The sequence below is a fragment of the Neobacillus cucumis genome (assembly GCF_023715505.1).
Window position 1 is genome coordinate 25,909 of the sequence record NZ_JAMBOH010000001.1, and the last position, 23,676, is coordinate 49,584.

Annotated in this window: 26 protein-coding genes and 1 riboswitch; of the genes, 10 read left to right on the forward strand and 16 right to left on the reverse strand. The window is 37.2% G+C overall.

Going from position 1 to position 23,676, the window contains the following annotated elements; genetic code table 11:
- Positions 1–198 precede the first annotated feature (198 nt).
- Together M3226_RS00150 and M3226_RS00155 are read left to right on the forward strand one after the other, a co-directional pair.
- Entirely contained in the window at positions 199–909 is a 711-nt protein-coding gene (locus tag M3226_RS00150; protein WP_251561490.1) for a class I SAM-dependent methyltransferase, read from the forward strand.
- Between the two features lie 211 nt (positions 910–1,120).
- Positions 1,121–1,372 (forward strand): sigma-G-dependent sporulation-specific acid-soluble spore protein CsgA, encoded by a 252-nt coding sequence (locus tag M3226_RS00155; RefSeq protein ID WP_251561492.1) that lies wholly within the window; start codon positions 1,121–1,123, stop codon positions 1,370–1,372.
- A 194-nt stretch (positions 1,373–1,566) separates the two neighbouring features.
- Here M3226_RS00155 and M3226_RS00160 read toward each other — a convergent pair whose 3' ends face one another.
- Both M3226_RS00160 and M3226_RS00165 read right to left on the reverse strand, forming a co-directional pair.
- A complete protein-coding gene (locus M3226_RS00160) occupies positions 1,567–2,436 on the reverse strand; it encodes a YitT family protein (RefSeq protein ID WP_374110529.1) in 870 nt (289 codons plus the stop codon).
- A gap of 173 nt (positions 2,437–2,609) precedes the next feature.
- Positions 2,610–2,753, reverse strand: coding sequence for a hypothetical protein (locus tag M3226_RS00165; RefSeq protein WP_251562373.1), 144 nt, complete (start codon positions 2,751–2,753; stop codon positions 2,610–2,612).
- 472 nt (positions 2,754–3,225) lie between these two features.
- On the opposite strand from M3226_RS00165, the gene M3226_RS00170 reads away from it, so the two are divergent.
- Entirely contained in the window at positions 3,226–4,479 is a 1,254-nt protein-coding gene (locus M3226_RS00170; protein ID WP_251561496.1) for an erythromycin esterase family protein, read from the forward strand.
- Between the two features lie 101 nt (positions 4,480–4,580).
- Here M3226_RS00170 and M3226_RS00175 read toward each other — a convergent pair whose 3' ends face one another.
- Both M3226_RS00175 and M3226_RS00180 read right to left on the reverse strand, forming a co-directional pair.
- Positions 4,581–4,919 (reverse strand): YmaF family protein, encoded by a 339-nt coding sequence (locus tag M3226_RS00175; protein ID WP_098529448.1) that lies wholly within the window; start codon positions 4,917–4,919, stop codon positions 4,581–4,583.
- Between the two features lie 169 nt (positions 4,920–5,088).
- Positions 5,089–6,057, reverse strand: coding sequence for a DMT family transporter (locus tag M3226_RS00180; RefSeq protein ID WP_251561498.1), 969 nt, complete (start codon positions 6,055–6,057; stop codon positions 5,089–5,091).
- Positions 6,058–6,302: 245 nt separating this feature from the next.
- Here M3226_RS00180 and M3226_RS00185 point away from each other — a divergent pair, with 245 nt between their 5' ends.
- Entirely contained in the window at positions 6,303–6,917 is a 615-nt protein-coding gene (locus tag M3226_RS00185; RefSeq protein WP_251561500.1) for a PH domain-containing protein, read from the forward strand.
- A 45-nt stretch (positions 6,918–6,962) separates the two neighbouring features.
- On the opposite strand, the gene M3226_RS00190 is transcribed toward M3226_RS00185, so the two are convergent.
- Positions 6,963–7,595, reverse strand: coding sequence for a nitroreductase family protein (locus tag M3226_RS00190; RefSeq protein WP_251561502.1), 633 nt, complete (start codon positions 7,593–7,595; stop codon positions 6,963–6,965).
- A 134-nt stretch (positions 7,596–7,729) separates the two neighbouring features.
- Here M3226_RS00190 and M3226_RS00195 point away from each other — a divergent pair, with 134 nt between their 5' ends.
- Complete coding sequence (locus tag M3226_RS00195) at positions 7,730–8,086, forward strand: winged helix-turn-helix transcriptional regulator (RefSeq protein ID WP_251561504.1); 357 nt, start codon at positions 7,730–7,732, stop codon at positions 8,084–8,086.
- Between the two features lie 62 nt (positions 8,087–8,148).
- Here M3226_RS00195 and M3226_RS00200 read toward each other — a convergent pair whose 3' ends face one another.
- On the reverse strand, positions 8,149–8,964 hold the full coding sequence (locus tag M3226_RS00200) for a YitT family protein (protein WP_251561505.1): 816 nt from the start codon (positions 8,962–8,964) through the stop codon (positions 8,149–8,151).
- 206 nt (positions 8,965–9,170) lie between these two features.
- Positions 9,171–9,360: riboswitch (Lysine riboswitch) on the forward strand.
- A gap of 155 nt (positions 9,361–9,515) precedes the next feature.
- On the opposite strand from M3226_RS00200, the gene M3226_RS00205 reads away from it, so the two are divergent.
- Positions 9,516–11,000 (forward strand): amino acid permease, encoded by a 1,485-nt coding sequence (locus M3226_RS00205; protein WP_251561507.1) that lies wholly within the window; start codon positions 9,516–9,518, stop codon positions 10,998–11,000.
- Between the two features lie 104 nt (positions 11,001–11,104).
- Here the strand turns inward: M3226_RS00205 and M3226_RS00210 are convergent, their stop codons facing one another.
- The gene (locus M3226_RS00210) at positions 11,105–11,323 is read right to left on the reverse strand and encodes a helix-turn-helix domain-containing protein (protein WP_251561509.1); all 219 of its coding nucleotides are present in this window, start codon (positions 11,321–11,323) and stop codon (positions 11,105–11,107) included.
- Between the two features lie 170 nt (positions 11,324–11,493).
- On the opposite strand from M3226_RS00210, the gene M3226_RS00215 reads away from it, so the two are divergent.
- Entirely contained in the window at positions 11,494–11,667 is a 174-nt protein-coding gene (locus tag M3226_RS00215) for a hypothetical protein (RefSeq protein ID WP_251561511.1), read from the forward strand.
- A gap of 54 nt (positions 11,668–11,721) precedes the next feature.
- Here M3226_RS00215 and asnS read toward each other — a convergent pair whose 3' ends face one another.
- Positions 11,722–13,113 (reverse strand): asparagine--tRNA ligase, encoded by a 1,392-nt coding sequence (gene asnS, locus M3226_RS00220; protein WP_251561512.1) that lies wholly within the window; start codon positions 13,111–13,113, stop codon positions 11,722–11,724.
- A gap of 365 nt (positions 13,114–13,478) precedes the next feature.
- Here asnS and M3226_RS00225 point away from each other — a divergent pair, with 365 nt between their 5' ends.
- The gene (locus M3226_RS00225; protein WP_251561514.1) at positions 13,479–13,709 is read left to right on the forward strand and encodes a hypothetical protein; all 231 of its coding nucleotides are present in this window, start codon (positions 13,479–13,481) and stop codon (positions 13,707–13,709) included.
- 17 nt (positions 13,710–13,726) lie between these two features.
- Here M3226_RS00225 and M3226_RS00230 read toward each other — a convergent pair whose 3' ends face one another.
- A complete protein-coding gene (locus M3226_RS00230; RefSeq protein WP_251561516.1) occupies positions 13,727–14,191 on the reverse strand; it encodes a GNAT family N-acetyltransferase in 465 nt (154 codons plus the stop codon).
- A gap of 128 nt (positions 14,192–14,319) precedes the next feature.
- Here M3226_RS00230 and M3226_RS00235 point away from each other — a divergent pair, with 128 nt between their 5' ends.
- Entirely contained in the window at positions 14,320–14,454 is a 135-nt protein-coding gene (locus M3226_RS00235) for a BA3454 family stress response protein (protein WP_251561518.1), read from the forward strand.
- Between the two features lie 56 nt (positions 14,455–14,510).
- Here M3226_RS00235 and helD read toward each other — a convergent pair whose 3' ends face one another.
- The 7 genes from helD to M3226_RS00270 all read right to left on the reverse strand — a co-directional run bounded on the left by helD (position 14,511) and on the right by M3226_RS00270 (position 22,629).
- On the reverse strand, positions 14,511–16,835 hold the full coding sequence (gene helD / locus M3226_RS00240) for an RNA polymerase recycling motor HelD (protein ID WP_251561520.1): 2,325 nt from the start codon (positions 16,833–16,835) through the stop codon (positions 14,511–14,513).
- A gap of 187 nt (positions 16,836–17,022) precedes the next feature.
- Positions 17,023–17,877 (reverse strand): hypothetical protein, encoded by an 855-nt coding sequence (locus M3226_RS00245; RefSeq protein ID WP_251561523.1) that lies wholly within the window; start codon positions 17,875–17,877, stop codon positions 17,023–17,025.
- A 261-nt stretch (positions 17,878–18,138) separates the two neighbouring features.
- Positions 18,139–18,627, reverse strand: a complete 489-nt coding sequence (locus M3226_RS00250; RefSeq protein ID WP_251561525.1) for a L,D-transpeptidase family protein — start codon at positions 18,625–18,627, stop codon at positions 18,139–18,141.
- Positions 18,628–18,825: 198 nt separating this feature from the next.
- Positions 18,826–20,328, reverse strand: coding sequence for an aminotransferase class V-fold PLP-dependent enzyme (locus tag M3226_RS00255; protein ID WP_251561527.1), 1,503 nt, complete (start codon positions 20,326–20,328; stop codon positions 18,826–18,828).
- A 120-nt stretch (positions 20,329–20,448) separates the two neighbouring features.
- Positions 20,449–20,796, reverse strand: coding sequence for a hypothetical protein (locus M3226_RS00260; protein ID WP_251561529.1), 348 nt, complete (start codon positions 20,794–20,796; stop codon positions 20,449–20,451).
- A gap of 165 nt (positions 20,797–20,961) precedes the next feature.
- Positions 20,962–21,786: a DUF2935 domain-containing protein gene (locus tag M3226_RS00265; RefSeq protein WP_251561531.1), complete on the reverse strand. Its 825-nt coding sequence runs from the start codon at positions 21,784–21,786 to the stop codon at positions 20,962–20,964.
- A 108-nt stretch (positions 21,787–21,894) separates the two neighbouring features.
- Positions 21,895–22,629 (reverse strand): polysaccharide deacetylase family protein, encoded by a 735-nt coding sequence (locus tag M3226_RS00270; RefSeq protein ID WP_251561533.1) that lies wholly within the window; start codon positions 22,627–22,629, stop codon positions 21,895–21,897.
- Between the two features lie 139 nt (positions 22,630–22,768).
- Between M3226_RS00270 and M3226_RS00275 the strand changes: the two genes are divergently transcribed.
- A complete protein-coding gene (locus tag M3226_RS00275) occupies positions 22,769–23,560 on the forward strand; it encodes an HAD family hydrolase (RefSeq protein ID WP_308211914.1) in 792 nt (263 codons plus the stop codon).
- The last annotated feature ends 116 nt before the right edge of the window (positions 23,561–23,676 follow it).

The following is a 23,676-nucleotide window of genomic DNA, read 5'->3' on the forward strand; positions in this document are numbered from 1 at the left end:
TTTTGCTTTGTATTGAAGTTAACACCTCTCCCCTCTATTTGCTTAATCTGTGCCAACCCTAAAAAAATATGTGATACAAAACATGTGAAATTTGTAATTTTTTCGCATTTAATTATCAGGTTTTTATCTATTTTAGTATTAATGAACCACCTCCCATTTCTTAACATACAATGGCTAAAAAGAAAATCGGTGGTGTCTATGGGAAGCTTAACTTATTTTGACTTTTTAGCTAAATTCGGTGTTGGTGGGGCCCATCCAGGTGGAATCCTTCTTACGCAAGATATTCTTTCAAAGGAAAAGATAAATGAACAATCGGTTATTTTAGATGCAGGCTGCGGCACTGGTCAAACGGCAGCTTACTTGTATCAACAATACAGAGCAAAAGTAATTGGCTTGGAGATCAACCCGATTATGGTGGAAAAAGCGAAAGGCCGCTTTGAAAAGCTGCAGCTCCCCATTTCTTTAATAAAGGGTTCAATCGAGGAAATTCCATTTGCGGATCATACATTTGACTTTATTTTATCAGAATCCGTTTTAGCTTTTGTTAATAAACCAAAAGCACTTAAAGAATTTTATCGAGTATTAAAAAAAGGCGGACGTTTAATTGCAAACGAAATGACCATTAACCGCCCTGTTAATCAGCTGGAAGCTGCTGAGATTATGAATTTCTACTCAGTTGACTCGTTATTGCTAGAGGAAGACTGGAGGATGCTATTACAAGCGGCCGGGTTCCACAATATTAAAATTAAAGCCCATAATTTGCCACTAAGCCATGGGAATCAAACACCTGAGTTCAATTTCTCTACGGACTTTGAACCTGAACTTTTTCACGTACTGAATGAACATGGGAATATTGTTATTAAATACCAGGATGTCCTCAGCTATCGGGTATTAACTGTATCAAAATAGTAAGAACGCCTACTTTTTTAACACAAAAGTAGGCTTTTTATATTAGGCTTACCGTTAAATGATATTGTTGTTTTTTATAATCTGTTGATTGGAGCGGTAATCAACAGCCCAATTCAACAGAGCCTTATACGATAATCCACACCATTAATTATGTATATTATTGTCCTTTCGATGAAAAATAACTAACAAGGTGAAAGGATGGGATGACTACATGGATAACACTTTAGCGTACTTAAAAGAAATTTTATCCAATTATACGGATGATCACTCCGAAGGACGATTTATATATAAGAAACTGATTGAAGGCGCTTACAAATCCGAAGGCCCTTTTGTCAGGGATTTAACCCAAAAGGAAATCCATTTTTTAAATAACATATTACCCAAAGAAATTAACCACGCAAAAGAGGCTCAGGATGAAAAACGAGCCTACCAACTTAATGAGGTATATGAGCTTTTGCTCTAAAAACAAAAAAGATGGCAGCCCTCCCTGTCATCTTTTTCGGAGATATTTCATTTTTTGCTAAAACTATTTCCTAGGTAAGCGCATAGTACGACAAAACACCTTTAAATCCATCTTTATTTCCCGAATTAACGACAATTTAATTATAAAAGTTACAAAAAAACCCCATTATACCGACACCATTCTACGGTTCCTTGCTAATGGATATCTCTTTTCTTAAATCTTCCACCTCGTACTTCCGCAATATCGGCCACCGCTAAAAACGCATTGCCGTCATTCTCTGTTACAATTTCCTTTAATTTTGCTTCCTCAAGACGGTTTATCACACAAAAAATGACCTTTTTCTCATCACCAGAATAGGCTCCCTCCCCATTCAAGTAGGTGACTCCACGACCTAAACGATTCATAATAGCATCACCAATTTGGCTGGCATTGTCACTAATAATCCAAACCGACTTAGACTCATCAAGCCCAGTAATGGTGATATCAATTGTTTTATATGCGACAAAATAGGCAATTAAAGAATACATAGCCCGATCCCACGAAAAAACAAAGCCCGCACTTCCTAATATGAACAAATTAAAAAACATGATAATTTCTCCAACAGAGAAGGGAAGTTTATTATTGAAAAGAATGGCCAAAATTTCAGTTCCATCTAAAGAACCTCCATAGCGAATAACCAGACCTACTCCAACGCCGAGCAGGATTCCTCCGAAAACGGTGGCAAGTAGTATATCTTGTGTAAAAGCTGGAACTGGATGAAGGAGTGTAGTTGTAACCGAAAGAATAACAATTCCATAAAGAGTGGATAATGCGAAGGTCTTTCCAATTTGTTTGTAGCCTAAAAAGATAAAAGGAATATTAAAAAGAAATAGGAATATCCCTAGTTTCCATCCTGTAATATAGGACAACATGATGGAAATGCCGGTAATACCGCCATCTATTACATTATTGGGGACTAGGAATATTTCCAACCCAACAGACATTAGAATGGCTCCCAGCGTGATTAATAGAGCCCTCTGGAAAATCTTCTTCTTCGTCAACCCTTTGTGTTGAATCTTAGCCATGATGGCTTCTTTCTGGTCAATTAAACTGATCTCTTGTGTCCCCGACATTATCTTTCCCCTTTCAGTATGGCATCTTGCTAATAGTATAATGAATTTAAGCCGCTATTTATAATTAAATGCTTACTTTTCTTTCTTTATAAAGAAAACTGCCTCATAGTAAGGCAGTAAATGGGTCAACTTGGGTCAACTTCATCGTAGGAGAGGGTTGTAACACTAGTGTACTCCCCTTCTTCCACTTCTTTCTCAGTTGCACTCGTGTTTAGTTCTTCTTGGTCATCCATCCCTGGTGCAACGGTTGGTTGTTTTTTCTTATTCAATCTCATCACTCCTTTTCGAGGATTATTTTCCCTAATTTTTTATCAACTATACTCAAACCTTAATTCAAAATTCAAATCAATAAAAAGAAGTTACCTCAATTAAGAGGTAACTCCTTCATTTAATTAACAGCTTAGGAGACCCAACCATGAAGATATCCTTTATGAAAGGTGTTTGTTTTGGATTTATCATTCCTATAAGACCTTTTATTGCTCCACCTACCAAATGATTGATCAGAACAACCTTACTAATACTCGTTCACATAACGGAACGAACACGTATGGTTGAGCCTCCTAAGATGTTAACTTTTTATTTTTCTTTTTTACACCTTTAGTTTATCACAGAATCTTTAGAATAAACGGAAAGTTTGTGACGGTTATGTGAACTCTTGGAAATTCCCTCCTGGATTAGTATCAAAGTTATAAGGGAACCTTATTTAAAATAGAACAATAATAGAAAGGATGAAAAGGGCAGATGATAGAATCCCTTAGGAAATATGCGAATCCCTTTCATTCCATTGACGATCTTGATCCGTTAATGGAAGCGATTGGTGATGCAAAATACGTCCTGCTTGGAGAATCTTCACATGGTACATCAGAGTTTTATACGATTCGGGCAGAATTAACGAAGCGGCTAATTCAAGAAAAGGGCTTTTCCTTTATCGCAGTGGAAGGTGATTGGCCAGCCTGCCAATCAATTAATCGTTATATTAAAGGATTTTCCCCATCTAATAAGGATGTGCGGGAAGTACTTGAGAACTTTAACCGTTGGCCTACATGGATGTGGGCCAATCAAGAAATAATCGGCTTAATTAAGTGGTTAAAGGAATTTAATCAAAAAACGAATCGATCAGAAAAGGTTGGATTTTATGGTTTGGACGTATACAGCCTTTGGGAGAGTCTTGATGAGATAGTTGGTTTTTTAACAAAAATTAATTCTCCAGAACTAGAGGCCGCTAAGAAGGCGTTCGCTTGTTTTGAGCCCCATAATCGAAATAACAAATCCTATGCTGTCTCTGCCGGCTATTTATCTGAGGACTGTATGAAAGAGGCTCTCCACCTCCTTTCCACGATACAAAAAAATAAATGGAAGTTTGAAGATGATCAAGAGAGCAGTCTCAATATGGAAGTCAATGCTCTTGTTACAGCACATGCTGAGGAATACTACCGCACCATGGTGAAGAGTGATGATAAATCGTGGAACATTCGCGATCGGCACATGGTGGATGCTTTAAATTCCATTAGTAAGTTTTATGGCAAAGATGCAAAGGTTATCATTTGGGAACATAATACACACGTTGGAGATGCACGGGCCACTGATATGAAGGATGAAGGAATGGTCAATGTGGGGCAACTCGTTCGCGAACAAAATGGGGAAGACGAGGTATTTATCGTTGGGTTCGGAACTTATACGGGCACCGTGATTGCCTCAACAGAATGGGGAGTAAACTTGGAAGTAATGGATGTTCCGCCTGCGCAACCCGACAGCTGGGAATACTTCATGCATCAGGCAGGAGCCATGAATCAGTATCTTATTTTTAACGATATAAACAGAAAAGAGTTTTCCTCAACAGTTGGCCATCGAGCGATTGGTGTTGTGTATCATCCCGAATACGAACATTTTGGAAATTATGTTCCTTCTAACATGGGGAAGCGGTACGATGGGTTTATATTCGTAGACCGCACCAATGCATTACATCCATTAGTATTAGAACATGTTTCCATTTAAGGAATAGTTTCCCTTGCCAAACTCTTCCAATTCCCTTTGAAATGAGCTATTTTTAACATGGAAAAAACCAATCTCTAAAAAAGATTGGTTTTTTATACTAATTACTTAGATCCTGGTGCTGGTTGGTCGACACCTTTTACATGGTGACTATGGCCATTGTCTTCAGTAGTATTGAAATCATAATAATGGACATGCATCCCATTCCCTACTGGTATAGCTGGACCCGAGTATGCACGATAATGGTGTGTGTGTCCATCCTCAAATAGCACATATCCTTCCGTATAATGAATATGCCCTCCATCTTGAGTTGGAATCGGCGGTGATGTAACGTCCAAACATTGATGCACATGCCCTGAGCTTACACCTGTATAGTCAACTGAACCGTGGTTATGGTGTGGAACAAAACCTTGGACAAAGTCATCCTTACCTGTATTTCTAATCGCAATCACCCCATAAAGTAGACTTGATGTTACAACTATATGCAGATGATAATTAAATAAGTCAAAAAAAGCATTCAAAATTTTCACTCGCTATGATAGAAGCATCTTCGTATTAAATAAAAGAATATAAAAATCCTTATCACCGAGTTATGATAAGGATTTTTGCCTATTAAACACTTACATTATGAATTTTCCGTTTTACTATTTTGTTAGAAAAACGGCTTTGCAAAACCATGCCAATCATGACTAATGCCATTCCGCTCCAGGATAAGGCTGAAGGCATAGCTGATTTTAAGAGCAATAATTCTCCCATTACGGCAAATAAAACCTCCATCGATTGGGTTGCCTCGACAGCAGCGAGCTTTTGCATGTCACCTCTTACTAAATCAGTGGCTTGAAAGAAGAGAACTGTGGCAATAACTCCGGAGGAAATAGCCACAAGCCCCGATTGAGTGATTTGCCCTAGGCTTGGAGAACCAGCCGTAAGCAAACCATAGATGGATAATACAATCCAAAAAGGCAGACTGGCTAGAGTCATCCCTAAAACCCGTTGAAAGACATCAAGGCGGCCTCCGCACACCTCCATCATTTTCCGGTTACCCAACGGATAGGCAAAGGATGCAATGATAATTGGTAATACCCCTAAGGCAATTGCCACCATCGATAAATGACTCGCTTGTTCCAATTGCATAAGGATAACTCCTAGTAATATAATCAGTGACATCCCTAACCCCTTAAAGGGTATTCTTCCTCTTAACCGAATAGCCCCTTTCTCCGTCATGACAGTTTCGTAAAAAAGTGGTGCTAGCATAGAACCGGAGATAATGGTAATCTGCCAAGTTGAGGCAATCAACCAGCCAGGTGCATATGCCGCCGAGAAGCAGATTGGTGCATAGAAGAATCCAAAACCGACCGTACTCCATAATATCCAGATACCAGGCTTCTTTTTCATTTCAAGTACCAATGGTTTAAAGTTCTTCCTCCCGATTACAATTAGAACTAAAAATGGAACCATAAAGAAATATCTTAAGGATGCACTCCAAATCCAACTTCCTCCGGCAAGATCCATTGATCTATTGAGGATAAAGGTAATCGCAAAAAAGAAAGCGGCAAAAATGCCTAATATAATGGGGCGCATTTTCTCTTTCCTTTCGTATTCAAGGGATCAATAAGTAGTCTCCCCTATTGTTAGAGTGGATTAATTTTTATTAGTATATCAGATTTCTGAATTTTATGTTAACATATCTTATGAAAATATATGCATATGCTTTCATGTCCGGCATAAAATGTTCTGTCATTTACTAATTGAGCAAAAGTATGAAACTTTATTTTCCTGAATTCGTACATAGCTTAGACAAAAAAATATAAAGTGAGGATGATTTGATGTTTGGAAAAGTGGCTGCTGATATTTTAGGATTAAGTGATGTAGGTTCCGTTATTAGACCGGAAAACTATGATAAAGTGGATGCAGACGATTATGTCATGCATGAAGACAATGAAAAAATCTATTTCTTAATTAAGTCTAAATCAGATGAATATTGCTTTACTAATAATGCACTTATCCATCTTGACGGTACAAGCGCTACTAGTAAAAAACGGATGCTGCACCGCTATAGTTATGCAACAAACCGAATTTCTGATGTAGTGCTTGAAACAGCTGGGACTGTCGATCTCGACGTTGAAATTAAATTCAAAATTGGCTCGGTCCCATTCTCGATTGATGTCCACAAGAAACATATTGAGGAAGTAAAGGACTTATATAAAGCATTAATCAAAATTTCCGAAATCTCCCATGAAAATGAAATCAGCCTCCAATTCGCTAAACAAAGCCTTGATGTTGCTTCGACCACCCTTGGCCGGATTACAAGCCCAGACAGCAATTTAGTGGTTCAATTCAAAATGCTTAACCAAGCAGCCTTTCAATGGCTTGAGGATAGTAAAAAACAATATTGTGTGAAGGATTTCGGATTTGTTTTTGAAAAATATATCAATAACTAATATGAAACACCCCCAAGACAATTAAAGCTTGGGGGTGTTTCATTTTTATTTATAACCAATTATTACATCTTCTAGTGGTAATCGAGTTGTGTTGTGTGCTGGTGCTGCAGCCTTTCCAATTGGAAGTAATAAAATTGGGAAATAGCGATCGGAAACATTAAATCTTTCGATGAATTTCTGCTTATCGAATCCAGCCATCGGCACTGTATCATAGCCTCTTTCTTTCGCTATCAGCATCAACTGCATGGAGATTAGCCCCGCATCGAATGCAGCGATATTTATGCGAACCTCTTCAGGTGCATGTGGGTAGGTGCTGTTCCCATTCGCAATTAATCGCTCCATACTCACTTTATCCATGAATCCGGCTTCATAGGCACTTTGATACACTTTTTCAATACTTTTATACATTTCCTTGTCACCTAAGACAGCAATAACGGCAGAAGCTGTTTCAACCTGTTCTTGGTTGAATGCAATCGTTCTTAACTCTTTTTTTGTTTCTTGATCTTGAATTACAATAAAGCGCCATGGCTGTAAGTTACTTGATGATGGTGCTGTTGTTGCCTCTTTAATCATATCTTTAATTTCTTCTACAGAAATTGAAACATTAGGTTCATATTTTCTTACTGAGCGACGTTCTTTCATTACCTCTGTTAATCTTTTTTCAGCAACTGCTGCCATGAGAAATTTTCCTCCTAGGACTTTTTTACTTACTCTTAGTAAGTTTGTTTTTTATCTTACTAAAAGTAAGTACCTATCGTCAAGTAAAAAAATTATGGTATGATATTGTTAGAAAATAAAAAGAGGTTGTAAAAATGAATGAACTCAACAAACATTCCTGTAGGTCTGAATCAAAAAAGGAAGTTCAACATGTCTGCACGAATTTTCATAATGCGATTGAATTCATTGGTAAACGTTGGATGGGTGCGGTTATCTATGCACTTTTGACAGGGCCCAAGCGATATCATGAAATTATTTCCTCAATCCCTGGTATTTCTGACCGTTTGTTAACAGAGCGGCTGCGAGATTTGGAATCGGAAGGGTTAATTACCAAAAAGGTGATTGCGACCTCTCCTAAAAGAGTGGAATATGAACTTACAACTGCTGGAAAAGATCTTGAAGAAGTGATAACTACATTAGTACAATGGGCGAAAAATCGGACAAATACGTAGCAATGGCTACTATATATAAAAGAGGCTTGCATGTGATTCCACATGCAAGCCTCTTTTATGTACTAAAACCGATTTTTTCTGTGAAACAGCCCCATTACTTCAATCGTTTCCGTGATATTTACAAAAGCACACGGATCCACCTCAACAATAAGGTTTTTAACTTCATTAAGTTCATATCGAGTAATGACAGTTATGATGATGTTGCGCTTGTCATTGGAGTATGCGCCAATCCCGTCCATGACGGTAAGGCCTCTATAGAGATTGGCCAATAAATGTTCCCTAAGTTCTTGACCTTTATCCGTAATAATCATCAAGGTTAACTTAGCATGATCTGTATAGATCGTATCCACTACTTTTCCGGTTAAATAAATAGATATTAAAGTATTAAGGGCTGCATCCCAATTTAATAAAAAACCACTAATCACAATGACAACAGCATTCATTCCCGACAGTAACACACCTATAGGAAAATCCTTTTTTCTCGATACAATCATCCCAATGATGTCAAATCCACCCGTTGAACCCGATGAACGAAAGACCAGCCCTACTCCAAGACCTGCCAAAATACCTCCAAAGATGGATGAAAGAATAGAATCCTTCGCAATTGGAATTACTGGCACTATGTAAAGGCCCACCGAAATAATGACTACAGAAAAAATAGTATTCATAATGAATTTCTTTCCTAGCATCCTATAACCAATAATAATCAGTGGTAAATTCAATAGGAAGTTTGCCAAACCTGTATTAAGCGGGGTAATCATTCCTAATATCATTGATATTCCGCTTAATCCGCTGCTTAATACAGCGTGAGGAATTAAAAAAAGGTTAAAGGCCACCACTACAATGAGGGAACCGGCAATTACTCCAATAATCTGCATGGCAAATCCTCCTGCCTCCCAATTTTTTCTTTTTTTTAAATGATACTGATTCTCTAAATGAAAGTAAACTTAATAGTTTTTTTCCAATAGCATAAATAGTCTGCCTATTTAGATTTAATTGACTTCTATTAAACAAGTTGACAATTTCGGTATATCAATGATACTTTAGTAGCATATTAATTTAATAGAAAAATCCTCATCAAAACCGGTGAGGTAGAGGTCGCGGTTTTTATCAGTAAAACGGATGAGATGTAGAGACATCGATGAATTCGTTTGAAAGGAAAAGCTGCCGAAGTGTGCTTTCTTCTCTAAAAAAGCATGCTGGGTCTGTCTTCGAATAGGAACAGAACTGTCACGTTTGAACCAACCAAGCAAACGTGTTGAGCTATCTTTCGGAAGGTATGATGCGGGGTATTAACAATGCCGTCGGAGTCTGCTTCGATGGCATTTTTTATTCCAAAACTCCTTCTCGAAACTGTAAATCGCAGGCTGACCATCAGGTACTTGCGTACGTTAACAGCATTTTATAAAAAAGAAAAGGAGTTTTATTAATGCAAGGACAAACAGCAAGACCTTTAGAAGATATAAATACAGGTAAACATACATCCAAAGAGGATTCTAATGAATTAAAACGAAGCTTAAAATCTCGTCATTTGACAATGATTTCTCTTGGCGGAACCATCGGAACTGGATTATTTCTCGCAAGCGGAGGCGCAATTCACTCGTCCGGTCCAGGCGGAGCGATCCTTTCCTATCTTGTGATTGGCGTAATGGTGTACTTTCTAATGCAAAGCTTAGCTGAGATGGGCGCTTACATGCCAGTTGCCGGAAGCTTTAGTACGTATGCAACTAAATTTGTCGATCCATCCCTTGGCTTTGCCCTTGGCTGGAACTATTGGTATAACTGGGCGATTACAATTGCGGCAGAATTAGCTGCTGTCACCATGATCATGAAGTTTTGGTTTCCACATACCCCTTCATTTGTATGGAGCGCTATTTTCTTAGTGATTATGTTCTTATTAAACTATCTTTCAGTAAAAGGATTTGGGGAAGCGGAGTATTGGTTCTCACTAGTTAAAGTAGTTACAGTCATTATTTTTATTATTACAGGTACATTGATGATTTTTGGTATTATGGGTGACCATGCAATCGGCTTTAAAAACTTCACGGTCGGTGATGCTCCTTTTCACGGTGGGTTTATGGCAATGCTTGGTATCTTTATGGCAGCAGGTTTCTCTTTCCAAGGAACTGAACTGCTAGGTGTTGCAGCCGGCGAGACGGACGATCCAAGTAAATCGATACCACGTGCAGTTAAATCTGTATTCTGGCGTATTCTCTTATTTTATGTATTAGCCATTTTAGTGATTGGTCTTCTTATTCCATACACAAACGAAAACTTGGCTAATGGCGACGTATCTGTTAGTCCATTTACACTTGTTTTTCAAAAAGCCGGGATTGCATTCGCTGCTTCTGTTATGAATGCGGTTATCTTAACAGCAGTTTTATCAGCGGGTAACTCTGGTATGTATGCATCGACTCGGATGCTTTGGGATTTAGCACGTCAAGGTAAAGCTCCGAAATTCTTAGGTAAATTAAATAAAAATGGCGTTCCGGTTAATGCTTTAATCGTAACAACCTTAGTAGGAACTCTTGCGTTCTTGGCCTCTTTCTTTGGAGATGGAACGGTATATGTTTGGTTATTAAATGCTTCTGGTATGTCAGGCTTTATTGCATGGCTTGGAATTGCCATCTGTCACTATCGTTTCCGTAGAGCTTATGTAGCACAAGGAAAAGATTTTAACTTATTACCGTTTAAATCAAAACTTTTCCCATTCGGTCCAATTTTTGCCTTTGCGGTTTGTGCATTTGTACTCCTTGGACAAAATTATTCAGCCTTTATGGGTGACCATATCGATTGGAATGGTGTTTTAGTATCTTATATCGGTTTACCATTATTCCTTATTCTATGGCTTGGATACAAATTCACGAAAAAGACAAAGATTATACCTTTAGAAAAGTGTGATTTAGAAGTATAACAATATAGATAAAAGCACGCAAATCCGCTTGCTTTTTTATAAAAAAATAAAAAAACAGACTTGAATCGAGTCTGTTTTTTTCCACCTATTACGAACATTCTGCACTACTTCACTTCAGATGCCCAAACATATAGATCTTCAATCTGACAATTTAATTCTTTTGAAATGGTCATGGCACAATTTAAATTCATTACTTTTTTAGACAAGTAATCGTCTAGTTGACTTCTAGGAATATTGGTATTCCTTTCTAAACTATCTAAAGTCATACCACTTTTGGATAATAAAACCTTGAGGTTACTTCTTTTTGCTTTATAATTTGTCAAAAATGACACCTCGCTTTTTATAAAGCATACCATAATTACATGATAATGGAAAGGAGAACGGGTCTGGTTTTTCTTTTGCTAACTTACATATCCTATATCCTATAGAGTGACAACACACATAAGTGGCGTTTTTGTGGTATACTTATAAAGAATCTTTAAGGGGTGTGGAAATGAAAAGCTCAAATAACCGATACACTACTGGTCAAAGCGTAAATATTATTGAAACAGGCGAGGTTGTCACCATTTTAAAATGGCAATATGTGAAAAATATGAAGAGGTACTCTTATATCGTTAAAGAACATCCTAGTACATTTTTTTTTGAAGAAGAACTGCAAAATTTATAAAATATAAAAAATGCACAGAAAAAGAAGACCCATTGGATCTTCTTTTCTTTTTGGTTAAAATTCAGCATTTCCTGTTGTTCTTGGGAATGGAATAACATCCCTAATGTTTGCCATACCAGTAAGGTACATAATTAAACGTTCAAACCCAAGACCATAACCAGAGTGTTTCGTGCCGCCGTATTTTCTTAATTCCAGATACCACCAATAATCTTCTTCGCTCATTCCTAATTCTTTGATTTTTCCGGCTAGGATTTCTTCTCGCTCTTCACGCTGACTTCCGCCAATTAACTCACCAATTCCTGGTACAAGTAAATCTGTTGCAGCTACAGTCTTGTTGTCTTCATTTAAACGCATATAGAAAGCTTTGATTTCTTTTGGATAATCCGTTACAAACACTGGGCGTTTAAAGATTTTCTCGCACAAATAGCGTTCATGTTCCGTTTGAAGGTCAAGTCCCCATTCAACCGGATAAGCGAATGTTTCTCCGGAATTCTTCAACAACTCAATGGCCTCTGAATAAGTTACTCTTCCAAAGTCTGCTGTATGAGCCAGATTCAATCGATCTAACAATCCTTTTTCTACAAAGCTGTTAAAGAAGTTCATTTCTTCCGGAGCTTGTTCCATTACATACCCAATCACATACTTCACCATATCTTCTGCTAAATCCATGATATCAGGAAGCTCAGCAAAGGCAAGCTCCGGTTCAATCATCCAAAACTCAGCAGCATGTCTGGCAGTGTTTGAATTTTCTGCTCTGAAGGTTGGACCAAATGTATATACATTTCTAAATGCCAACGCAAATGCCTCCGCAGAAAGCTGACCGCTAACGGTAAGATTTGTTTCCTTATTAAAGAAGTCCTTCGTAACATCCGTTTTGCCCTCTTCATTCTTCGGAAGATTGTCCATATCCAACGTTGTGACACGGAACATTTCTCCAGCCCCCTCCGTGTCACTTCCAGTGATGATTGGCGAATGAACATAGACAAATCCTTTATCTTGAAAAAATTTATGGATCGCATAAGATGCTAATGATCTTACACGGAATACAGCATTGAACGTATTCGTTCTTGGACGTAAGTGTGCAATAGTTCTTAAATACTCGAAGGTATGCCTTTTTTTCTGCAAAGGATAATCTACATTAGATGTCCCTTCAATGCTAATTTCCGTTGCTTTAATTTCGAAAGGCTGCTTTGCTTGAGGTGTATAAATAAAGTCTCCCTTTACTCTAATCGAAGAACTGATTGGAAGCTTTGTAAGATCCTTAAAGTTTTCTAATTGCTCGTCGAATACGATTTGCACACCTTTAAAAAAGCTGCCGTCATTTAATTCAATGAATCCAAAGGTTTTGGAGTCACGGATTGTCCGAATCCATCCGGACAATTCTACTTTTTGGTCAATATAACTTTCGGTATTTCTGTACAAATCCTTAATTAAGGCTTGTTTCATTCTTCTTCCTCCTAAATCCTATGTAAAAGGTTTCGCTAATAGCCAGAATGGATGTTTTATCCTATATAATAATAAATACCTCTCATCCAAGGGGGACGAAAGGTAGAATTCTGACTATCCTTAATTCTTTTATCCCTTCAATATTATACAAAATACCATGTGACATAAGCAATATTCAACAAATTATTCGTTATATTAGAAAATTAATATAGAAATTTGAAAGCTATTCTCCCTATATCGTCTTCGTCCCTTTTCACTCAGCAAAAACTATTTTATTTTTCAGAAATCTAACGAAGGATTAGCAGGAATTAGTTAGATTTCAGTCGAATTATTAAATAAATGAAATCTTGATTGGGGGTAAGATCGTGGACAAGGTTACCTGTATTGCCTATCTGCTATATACATCTTCAAAGAATCAAGACATCAGAGATAAAGCTATTCAATTATTGAATGGAGACATGTCCATACATGATTTAAAGCGGGATCATTCTGTTCATACACTCCTGGTTATGGCAGAAGCAATGCTAAGAAAAAACAAATTAGATAAAAAACAGGTACAAGTCTTTGTTGAAGAATTTATGGTAGTCGAGGTTTAATTTTGGATAGCAGGATTTTAGATTTGTTTTTGATAACATAATATCCCACTTCCATTTTGGGCTTTAGATGTTAAATAATAAACAAATCCCAAATATTCCCAAAAGCGCTGCGCTATTGTGTTTTCTTGCAGGACGCCAATTCGGACTTTGTCCAAACCCCGATTCCTCATCTCTCTTTCGTAATTTTCATAGGCCTGTTTACCAAAACCAAATCCTTGATAATCTTGATGGATGATTAACAATCCCAGCCACGGAAGAGAATCTTTTGGATTTTCCAGCATATAATCAATAACCCCAATATAGGTCTCATCAAGCTTAATAAATAAACTGATTGTATTTGGGTTCAGAAATTCCTTTTCCATATCCTTAAGCGACCTAGTTTTACTCCTATTTTCCATCATATTATATTGAGGATTAGAATTAATAATCTCAAGTGCAATATATAATGTTTCTTTGTTTATTTCTTCAAAATTTATCGACATCCTGAACTCTCCCATAGACATTTTTCTATAAATCATTATATCAAATCCGATCATGATCCTATAGAAAGATCCGGAATGAATTTTCCGACACAAACCTTACATTACTTCATAAAAGAAAGGTGATTTAAATGGTACAAGTAGAAGTAACAATAACTTTCGAAGGAAAAAGCTACTTAACAAATGTTATCGCCCATCGTGAAATGTCTGATGATGAAATTTTACGTCTTGCTGCTGAACAAGTGCAAAAACAATGGAAAAAATAATTACTTAAAAAGCGGTAGGAAGTATCAAACAACCCCCTGCCGCTTTTATATTTTATCTAAATCTCATCGTAATAATCCTTTGGTACACATGCCATAAGCGGGCTGTATTCACCGGTAGCGAACATATGCAGGACATGCATTGCACGTGTACAAACGGTATAAAATAACTTCCTCTCACTTTCCTTTTCATATCGCGAACTATCATAAAGAATGACAGCGTCAAATTCAATTCCTTTGGCTAAGTAAGAAGGAATTACATTTATTCCTTTTTCATAAGAAATGGTCCCTTTTTCAATTAAATGAACCGGTATAGCCTCTTTTAGTACCTCAAACAACGCCTTACTTTCTTCCTCCGTCCGGCAAATCACCGCAATCGTTTGATATCCTTCTGATTTATATTGTTTAATGGAATCAAGAATTGCTCCATTTAACTGTGTCTGATCAACATGGCTCACGGTTGGTTTCTTCCCTCTTCGGTTAAAGGGTTCTATTTTTTCCCCACCCTTAATCAAAGCACTAGAAAACTCTACAATTTCCCTAGTTGAACGATAGGTTTTGGTTAAGACAAAAGTCTCAACCTCTTCATTACTAATATCCAAATCGGTCAGAACCGTCTGAGAACCCGTTGCCCCTGAGAAAATGGCCTGGTTGAAATCGCCAAGCATTGTTATTTTACTGTAAGGAAATAGTCGTTGGATAAAGGCAAACTGGAAGGGAGTATAATCCTGTGCTTCATCAATAAAAATATGGCGAATGGCTGTGTTTGATTTTCGGCCTTCAAGTAAATCCTGCAGGTAGACAAGAGGGGTAGCATCTTCATAGGGAACCAACCTATGCTGGATGTGATCAATTGTTTGTTGACTAATTTCTGCCCAATGTGTTGGAAGGCCGTTTACAGATTGTTCAGTTTCCTTAAACAATTTCAGGTATAATTGTGTTAGATCAATAAACTTTAAGCTTTTCACTCTCGCAAATAATGGTTTAAATCTTTCTTTCACAACCATTTCTGCAAGCAGCCGTTGTTCTCTTTCAAAATCATCAAAGGTATTATCCGAAAAATGGTTCTTCTCTTGGAGCTTCTTAAATGCCTCCATGTAGTCCTCTTTTTCAAGGAATTGAATCTCTTCCTCTACCCAGCTTCGAGATCGTTCCCGCTTCACCGCACGCTTTAATTCCTTTAGCAGCCATTCCTTTACAAGCTGTATTCTGTTTGGAACGGAATAGCTTTTTGCCAACCCATAAAAATAGTCACTGATTTCCTTTTTAGAGATGATAATATCACCTCTAAAGGATAAGTCCCTAAAGATTAAGCCCTGATTTGATAGCTTGGATACGTAATGGTCTATAATACTTTTAAATTCCATACTGGCTTTAAATCGAATAGCCTCTAATCTAGTCTGGTATGTCTCTTCACCCTCTTCGCTAAGCAGGTATTCCATTTGCGAAAAAGGATCCTCCACATTATAGGCTTTGCCCAATCTCTCGGTTAAATACTCTTGGAAAGTGGATTGCTGCATATTTTCCTCACCGAGTTCAGGCAGTACTGTCGAAACATAGCTGTTAAACAGAGGGTTAGGCGAAAAAAGCATAATATTTTCGGCATTCAGTGTACCGCGATAACGATAAAGTAAGTAGGCAACGCGCTGAAGTGCAGCTGAAGTTTTTCCACTTCCAGCTGCTCCCTGGACGATTAATATTTTACTGCGCTCATTTCGGATGATTTCGTTTTGTTCCCGTTGAATAGTAGCAACAATACTTTTCATTTGGGTACTTGCATTATTCCCAAGCACTTCCTGAAGCATTTCGTCACCAATGGTTACACCTGTATCAAACATTGCTTTGATATCTGATTCCCGGATAATGAATTGCCTTTTTAATGTCATCTCCCCTTCAATAGTGCCTTCAGGTATATTATATTGTGCATACCCTGGAGAGTAATCATAATAAAGACTTGAAATGGGTGCCCGCCAATCATAGATTAAAAAATTCTCGTTGTTTTCATCCATTAATGAGGCAATGCCTAAATAGACATGATCAATCTGTTTCTCGCCTTCTTCTAGAAAATCAATCCGTCCAAAATAAGGTGAGTATTTTAATCGGGCGAGTGTCTTTAGATTTTTATCCATGTGAATATGAGTACGTTCTCGCTCTGAGAGAAGTTCAGCTTGTTGTTTTATACTTGCTGCGGTTTCAATAATATCATCTGGTTCATCCATGTTAACCGTAACATCTTCCCAAAAGTTCTTGCGAATCTCAATAACATCGGAGCGTACTGTACCTGTATTCTTTTGCAGGCTGTTTATCTTTTGATCAATGACCTTTATAACTGTACTTACTCTCTCCTGTTCCTCACGTAAGGCGGCGCTCTCTTTTTCGCTCATCTAACCACTCCCCATTAAAATATAGAATTCAAATTCTTGACAACGCAATCCTTATATGTTAATGTTATAATAGAGAATTTTAAAACTATCATCTCATACATATAATACCAACAGTCATTTTATCATGTTCCTCCTTTATAATCAAGAAGAGAATTTATCCTAAAAAAACGCCACATGGCGTTTCTTTTTAATTTGAATCAGATTGATTAAATTCTATTTCGCCTAAGCTCCCTTTTCTATATGTCCCATAAAGCTTTATCATTACACCCTTTATTAAAATATAATTGATTATTTTAATCTTCGTTTTTAATATCCTAGTTTTAACAAAAATCTGATATAAACATGCATCGAACAAGATAATCTTTATTTTTGCCCATCCATCATTTTGCTTTTTTAATGTAAAATAGGTGAAAATTGAAAAGGTTATAGAATATAACGGTGTAATAATAAAATGCTCCGTCCAGGCATGGTATCTCCCCCTTCCGAATCGAATTTTACGAAGGATCGCTAAAAGTAAGAATAAATTTGTTTCAGTTACCATGATCATCAAGAAGAAGGATATATGACGTACGAAGACATTCTTCTGTGTAATCCCATAATACCACCAATCACTTAGTAGAAAATATACCGGAATTAAAATGGAGGTATAAATTGTTCTCCACCAATTATGTTTAAATACCCCAAAACGCAAAAACAGTATTTCAACTAAGGTAAAGTAAATACCTCCAAAGAACTTCGTACCCCACCCAGCTTTAGTAATAGTCAGATACACTGCAGTAAAAGGGACAAAAATGGACTGGGATAAAAAAGCCCCAAAAATATTGTCCAATGATCTATTTTTTATAACTTTGGGCTTGTATTTATAAGCCTTAAATAAGTTTAAAACAAAAAACTCCAGTAAATAAGCAAATCCCATAATCGAACCAAGAAAAATAAAGGTATTTTTCTTATTTTTACTTTTATAAAAGGCTAAACCAATGAGGAAAGTATGGATAATAGACAAGACCAAAAAAGGAATTCGATTTTTATTTTTTCTCCTCATGTAATCAACCGTCCTTAGACATCTTATTGGAATAGTATTAGAAAAAAAACAGGAAATAATTAATAAAAATTAATTGAAAAAATTTCGTCCATATTCTGACTACGGCTTAATTTGGAATGTGGGATTTGAGACTGGCGGCGATCTAGTTGAGAAACAAAGTTAAAATTGCTTTCAAATTCTGTCATAAAAGGCTAAATAATAATTCACAACAAACCATTACAATTTACTAGAATCCCACTCCCTTTTTAGGGAGTGGGATTTTTATGGACGAATACTGACCCTGGTTCCATTTGGAACCATTTCCGCAAGCTGCAGCACATCCCGATTATACATTCTTACACATCCATGTGAAACCGCTTTTCCAATCGAAGTTGGATTGTTAGTTCCATGTATTCCATACCCATGTTTTGATAGAGATAGCCATAAAACCCCGAATGGACCTCCGGGATTATATTGGCGGTTAACAATGACAAAATCTCCTACTGGGGTTTGTGTTAGCATCCTCCCTACTGCGATTGGAAATATTTTCACTAACTTGCCACTGTTATATAATGTAAGTCTCCTTTTCCCAACAGAAACCTGTATAGAGTAAGGTATGGAACTTGGCTCGAGCAGGCCGGGTATTTGTATTTTTTGTCCTACGTGTAACTGTCCGATTCCAGGATTTACGGCATAAAGGCGCCTAAGGCTCACTCGATAGTCAGCTGATATCGTTCCAAGGGTTTCGCCGGGTTGAACCGTATGAATCATGCTATCTCACCTTCCTATTGATAGCATATTCCTATACAAGTTTGTGGTTGACTGTATTACTACAACTCCGAATATATGAGCAAGCTTCATGCTCTCTGTCCAAATCAAACACATATTTCCGACACGGATAATTTTTAGAAGGTAAAAAAGGCCTCCCCCTAAAGGTAAGCGCCTGACAATTTGGATCAATACAGTAAATTAACTAAATCTAAAGAATGGGGACATATCCTCACGCAGGTGATGGATATAGAAATAATCATTGCTGGCTGGATCATAGACATAATCCCTTTTCCACACTTCTATGTTTTCAATTATTTCCCTGATCGCCTGAACAAAAATAAGTATTTCTTCATTTGTCATGATTGGATGAACCGAGAATCGAACCCACCCAGGTTTTGTGGACATATCTCCATGATTAATTTTTTCAGTAATTTGCATGGAAGTTGCTTTATCGATTTCTAAAAGATAATGGCCATATGTTCCGGCACATGAACATCCGCCTCTTACCTGAATACCATATCTGTCATTTAGGAGTCGAACGATCATGTTATAATGAATATTTTCAATAAAAAACGAGACAATTCCAATTCTATCTTTAATATTTCCAGCTAATATTTTGACCTCTGGAATTTTCTCCAAATGGGAAAACAACAGACTAAGCTGCTCTTTCTCTCTTTTCAATATTTGATTGATCCCCATCTTCGTTTTCAAATTCAAGCATAAAGCCGCTCGGATCGACTGCAGGATCCCCGGGGTCCCCCCATCTTCCCGCATTTCTATTTCATCATAATACTGGTGTTCACCCCAAGGATTTGTCCATAAGACCGTTCCTCCGCCCGGATGGTCTGGAACCTTATTGGTGTAAATCCTTGAATCGAAGACCAATACTCCGCTAGTTCCAGGGCCGCCTAAAAATTTATGCGGTGAGAAAAATATCGCATCTAGCTTCTCAAGCGGATCCTTCGGATGCATATTTATCTCGACATATGGCGCAGAGGCTGCGAAATCAACAAAACATAGTCCCCCGTGTAAGTGCATGAGCTTCGCAAGCTGATGATATGGCGTTTCAATCCCTGTTACATTGGAACATGCTGTAAAGGCCCCAATTTTCACACGGCGCTCCTTATAAGCAGTAAGGAGGTGTTCTAAATGATTTAGATCTACTCTTCCATCGTCATCAGGTTTAATAATTACGACCTCTCCAAGTGTTTCAAGCCAAGTTGTCTGATTCGAATGGTGTTCCATATGTGTCAAGAAAATGATTGGTCTTTCCCTTTCAGGAAGTTGAAGTCGATTTCTCCAAATTTCAGGAACTCGGAGCCCTAAGATTCGCTGTAGTTTATTTACGACCGAAGTCATCCCAAAACCATCTAGAATTACAACATCATGTTGATCTGCATTAACATGTTCCTTAATAATTCTTTTGGACTGTTTATATAAGCCTGTCATCATTAAACTGGTAATATTTGATTCGGTATGGGTATTGGCCATAAACGGACCAAAAACTTCAGAAATTTTTTGTTCAATCGGTTGATACAATCGTCCGCTGGCTGTCCAGTCGGCATAAATGATTTTCTTTTGACCGAAGGGGGAATCAAATTCTTGGTTCATCCCAATCACATGTGAGCGGAATGGTTGAAAATATTCTTCAAGGGTCTCCGGGATCCAAAACATTTTACTTCCAATGGTGGCTGTGATCATTTGTTCCACACCTCACACTTTATATTCTTCTAATCAATATATGCAAGGCCCTTTTACACCGTTTATTTTAGTTTCCAAAAAAGAAGGGCAGCCAAATTGTTATTGGCTGCCCTTCTGATCTTAGTAAGTTGTTATTTTAGCTGATTCCTTTTTGGTTACCTCTTCAATTTTTTGAATAAACATTTGAAAAACTCTTCGTTTTTCCTCTAAATCTTTTATGTATTCTTTTAATTGGTTATAGCTTTCTTCAAAGGGTTTATGATACATTTCACGAATTTTTTCAATAATCTCTTCATTGACTGTTGATTGAATGACTTGTTTCGTAATTCCATACTTATACGAATAAACCTTTAATTCCTGTGCCACTTCATCATATTCTTTGGCAATTTCAGCTAAGACTACGGAAATATCATCCTTCCACTCGTCTAATGATTTTTGTAAGTATGATTTCGCCATGGTTTCTTCCATAAAAAACACCCACCCTAATAGATTCGCCTATATTTACCCTATTATAGCGGTATTTGATTACATCCAAGTTTCCCAAAGTTTACAATGTGGTATCATTGCAGTTTTTCTCAGATCTAATTTACAAAAAAATTGTGCAAAGCGCCCCAGCAGCTTGCACAGCTTTTTCTATCCAAATGATGGTTTACGTAATAAACAATGAACACTCTCTTCATTTAGTTCGGGGGCAAAATCCGCCAATTTTTTAATAAAATAACAGGTCTCAGGGAAATGGTGTTCGAGAAATCTAAGGGTTGTTTTATTTAATATTCTATTCCCCATATATTTTTCAACAATCGAACGAATATACTGATTCATTTCAATCACCGTTCTCCCTACTTCTAAAGCCAGTTCTTTTTGACGCGGGAACCCCCGTTCTGTAAAGCGAAGGAAACCTTTTATGTGATGATTTTGCAATATAAACATTTGAAACCTTTGCGCATATAGGTCTGTTTGTCGATCAACAGACAATTCAATCGGATCGACAATATTTCTCAATAGAATAATATGCCCTAGCTGGTCCTCCAGCCACAAATCTAAAAGTTGATCCAGCCGCAGCGGAACCGGCTGCTGACCATTGGCGAAGAAAGATAATTGACGTAAATATTCTTGATTTTCATTTAACGTGCCATTCAAATAAGTTGGTGACAAGTTTAGGTTTACTTCGTTTTTAATCCTTAGATTTTGTAAATGTCCTTCAAATCGGAAATAATCATAGGCAGTGGCATGAGCTTGTTTGGCAAACTCCACCATTTCATTTGAGACGATACTTAATGTTGGATTTAATAGTTTTAAATTTCCAAGTAAGCCTTGGAAGGCTTGATTAAATCCTTCTGCAATAGAAATCTCATTTCTTTCAGTCACCGATAAATGATCACGGACAAAAATAGCATGATCTTGGAGAATTTCGAGCCAAAATAAATGCTCCTCCCACACGCTTATGGTACCAGACATCCTAATCCCCCCTCTATAAGAGGATATTCGTGCCTAGTAAAAATAGAAATTCCCAACAAAATTTTTCGATGAAAACAGCTTCCTTGTATAAAAAGAATTTGTTTTTGTTTATTCAACCTCTACTATTTTGGCAAACTCCTCAATGGTAGTAGAATATTTAACATACGTACGAGGAAGCAAATATTGTTCATTTTTTATCCCTAATGGTGTATAGGGACCAGGGGTGGTGGTCAATCCATACAAATAATACTTTTTCGTTTCAGTCACCACTTGTTTATTTGTGTTTCCGTAGGGATATGCAAGTGCAATTACTTTTTTCTCAGTAATCCGCTGAATTTTTTCTTGTGATTCTTTGAGTTCGTAAGTAAGATTATTTGATGTCGTTAAATCAGGATGGGTAGCAGTATGCGACTGAATCGAAATTAAGCCTGAGTCTGTAATTCGTCTTATATCCTCTCTTGATAAACGATTAGCTCTGCCAATAAAATCAGAAATGACAAAAATGGTCCCTTTCGGTTTAAACTCCCTTGTTTGCAGCTTTTGAAAAATAGCAAACACTGTTAAATTATTTTTATATCCATCATCAAAGGTGATAAAAATTGGCTTTTTTACTTTGATTGCTTCGTGCCATTCTTCAAACGTTAATAAAGTAAAACCATGGTCCCTCAGGTATATCATTTGTTTTTCAAAGTTTTCTGGCGTGACATAAAGCTCCTTTGATCCTGTCCCCGAATATTCAGCAATAGAATGATAAATAAGGATTGGTACTTTCTGGGCAGCAGTTACTCTGACCGGGGAAGCCGTAATGGCAATACTTAAGAACATAATAAATAGTCTTATCATCTATAACTCCTCACTTCAATTAGATTGGAAGATTCTAGATTACTTTTTCCTATTAGAGGATGTGTCATTCGGTCATTTAGAGATGATATCTCCGTTCAAAAAGTGGTAAACTATTCATAACTTTTAAAAAAGGAGCATCATGATGACAATGTATAAAGTCTTATTCCTAGATATTGATGGCACACTTGTGACGCCAGATAACCGAATTGAGGACTCAACAAAAGAAGCTGTTTCCCAAGTTCAGGATAAGGGAATAGAGGTTTTTCTAGCTACAGGAAGGCCGCTCCATGAAATCGACGATTTAGCCTCGGAATTGAACATTCGCTCTTTTATTGGTTATAACGGAGCCAATGCAGTATATAAAGGTGAAGATATCTTTCAGGAACCGTTAGAACGATCCTTAATAAATCGTTACCTTACGATTGCTAGGGAGCATAAACATGATGCCGTCCTCTATACAAATAAAGAAAATGTCTTCACCAACCTTGAAGACCCAATTATCCAAAAATTTATTGAGGTGTTTCACTTCCATAAAAATGAAGCATATGGCCCCGAGTTTAATCGTGATGTTTTAGGAATTACCCTGATTAATCTAAAACCTGAGGATGTGCCTCTATATGAAAATGAGGCCGGAATCCATTTATCCCAAGTAAATGTTGAAGGCCTGAAGCATTCCTATGATGTAATCAGAGATAAAATCAATAAAGGGTATGGGATTCAATTGCTATTAAAATATCTCAACATCCCCAAGGAAAGTGCTATTGCCTTCGGCGATGGGATGAACGATAAAGAAATGCTCCAAGCTGTTGGGGAAAGCTTTGCAATGGGCAACGGACATCCTGATATTTTCCAATATGCCAAGCATAGAACAACTGATGTTTCAAACTCCGGTATATTTAATGGCTTGAAGTCGCTTGGATTAGTTAAATAGACAATAATAGAGAAGTGCCGTTATTCCACTGTGGAATAACGGCACTTCTCTTCTTTTTGTATTCAACGCTCTTTTTGCAAAAAAATGTTGTTATTTCGTATTTTCAGTCTTGTTTT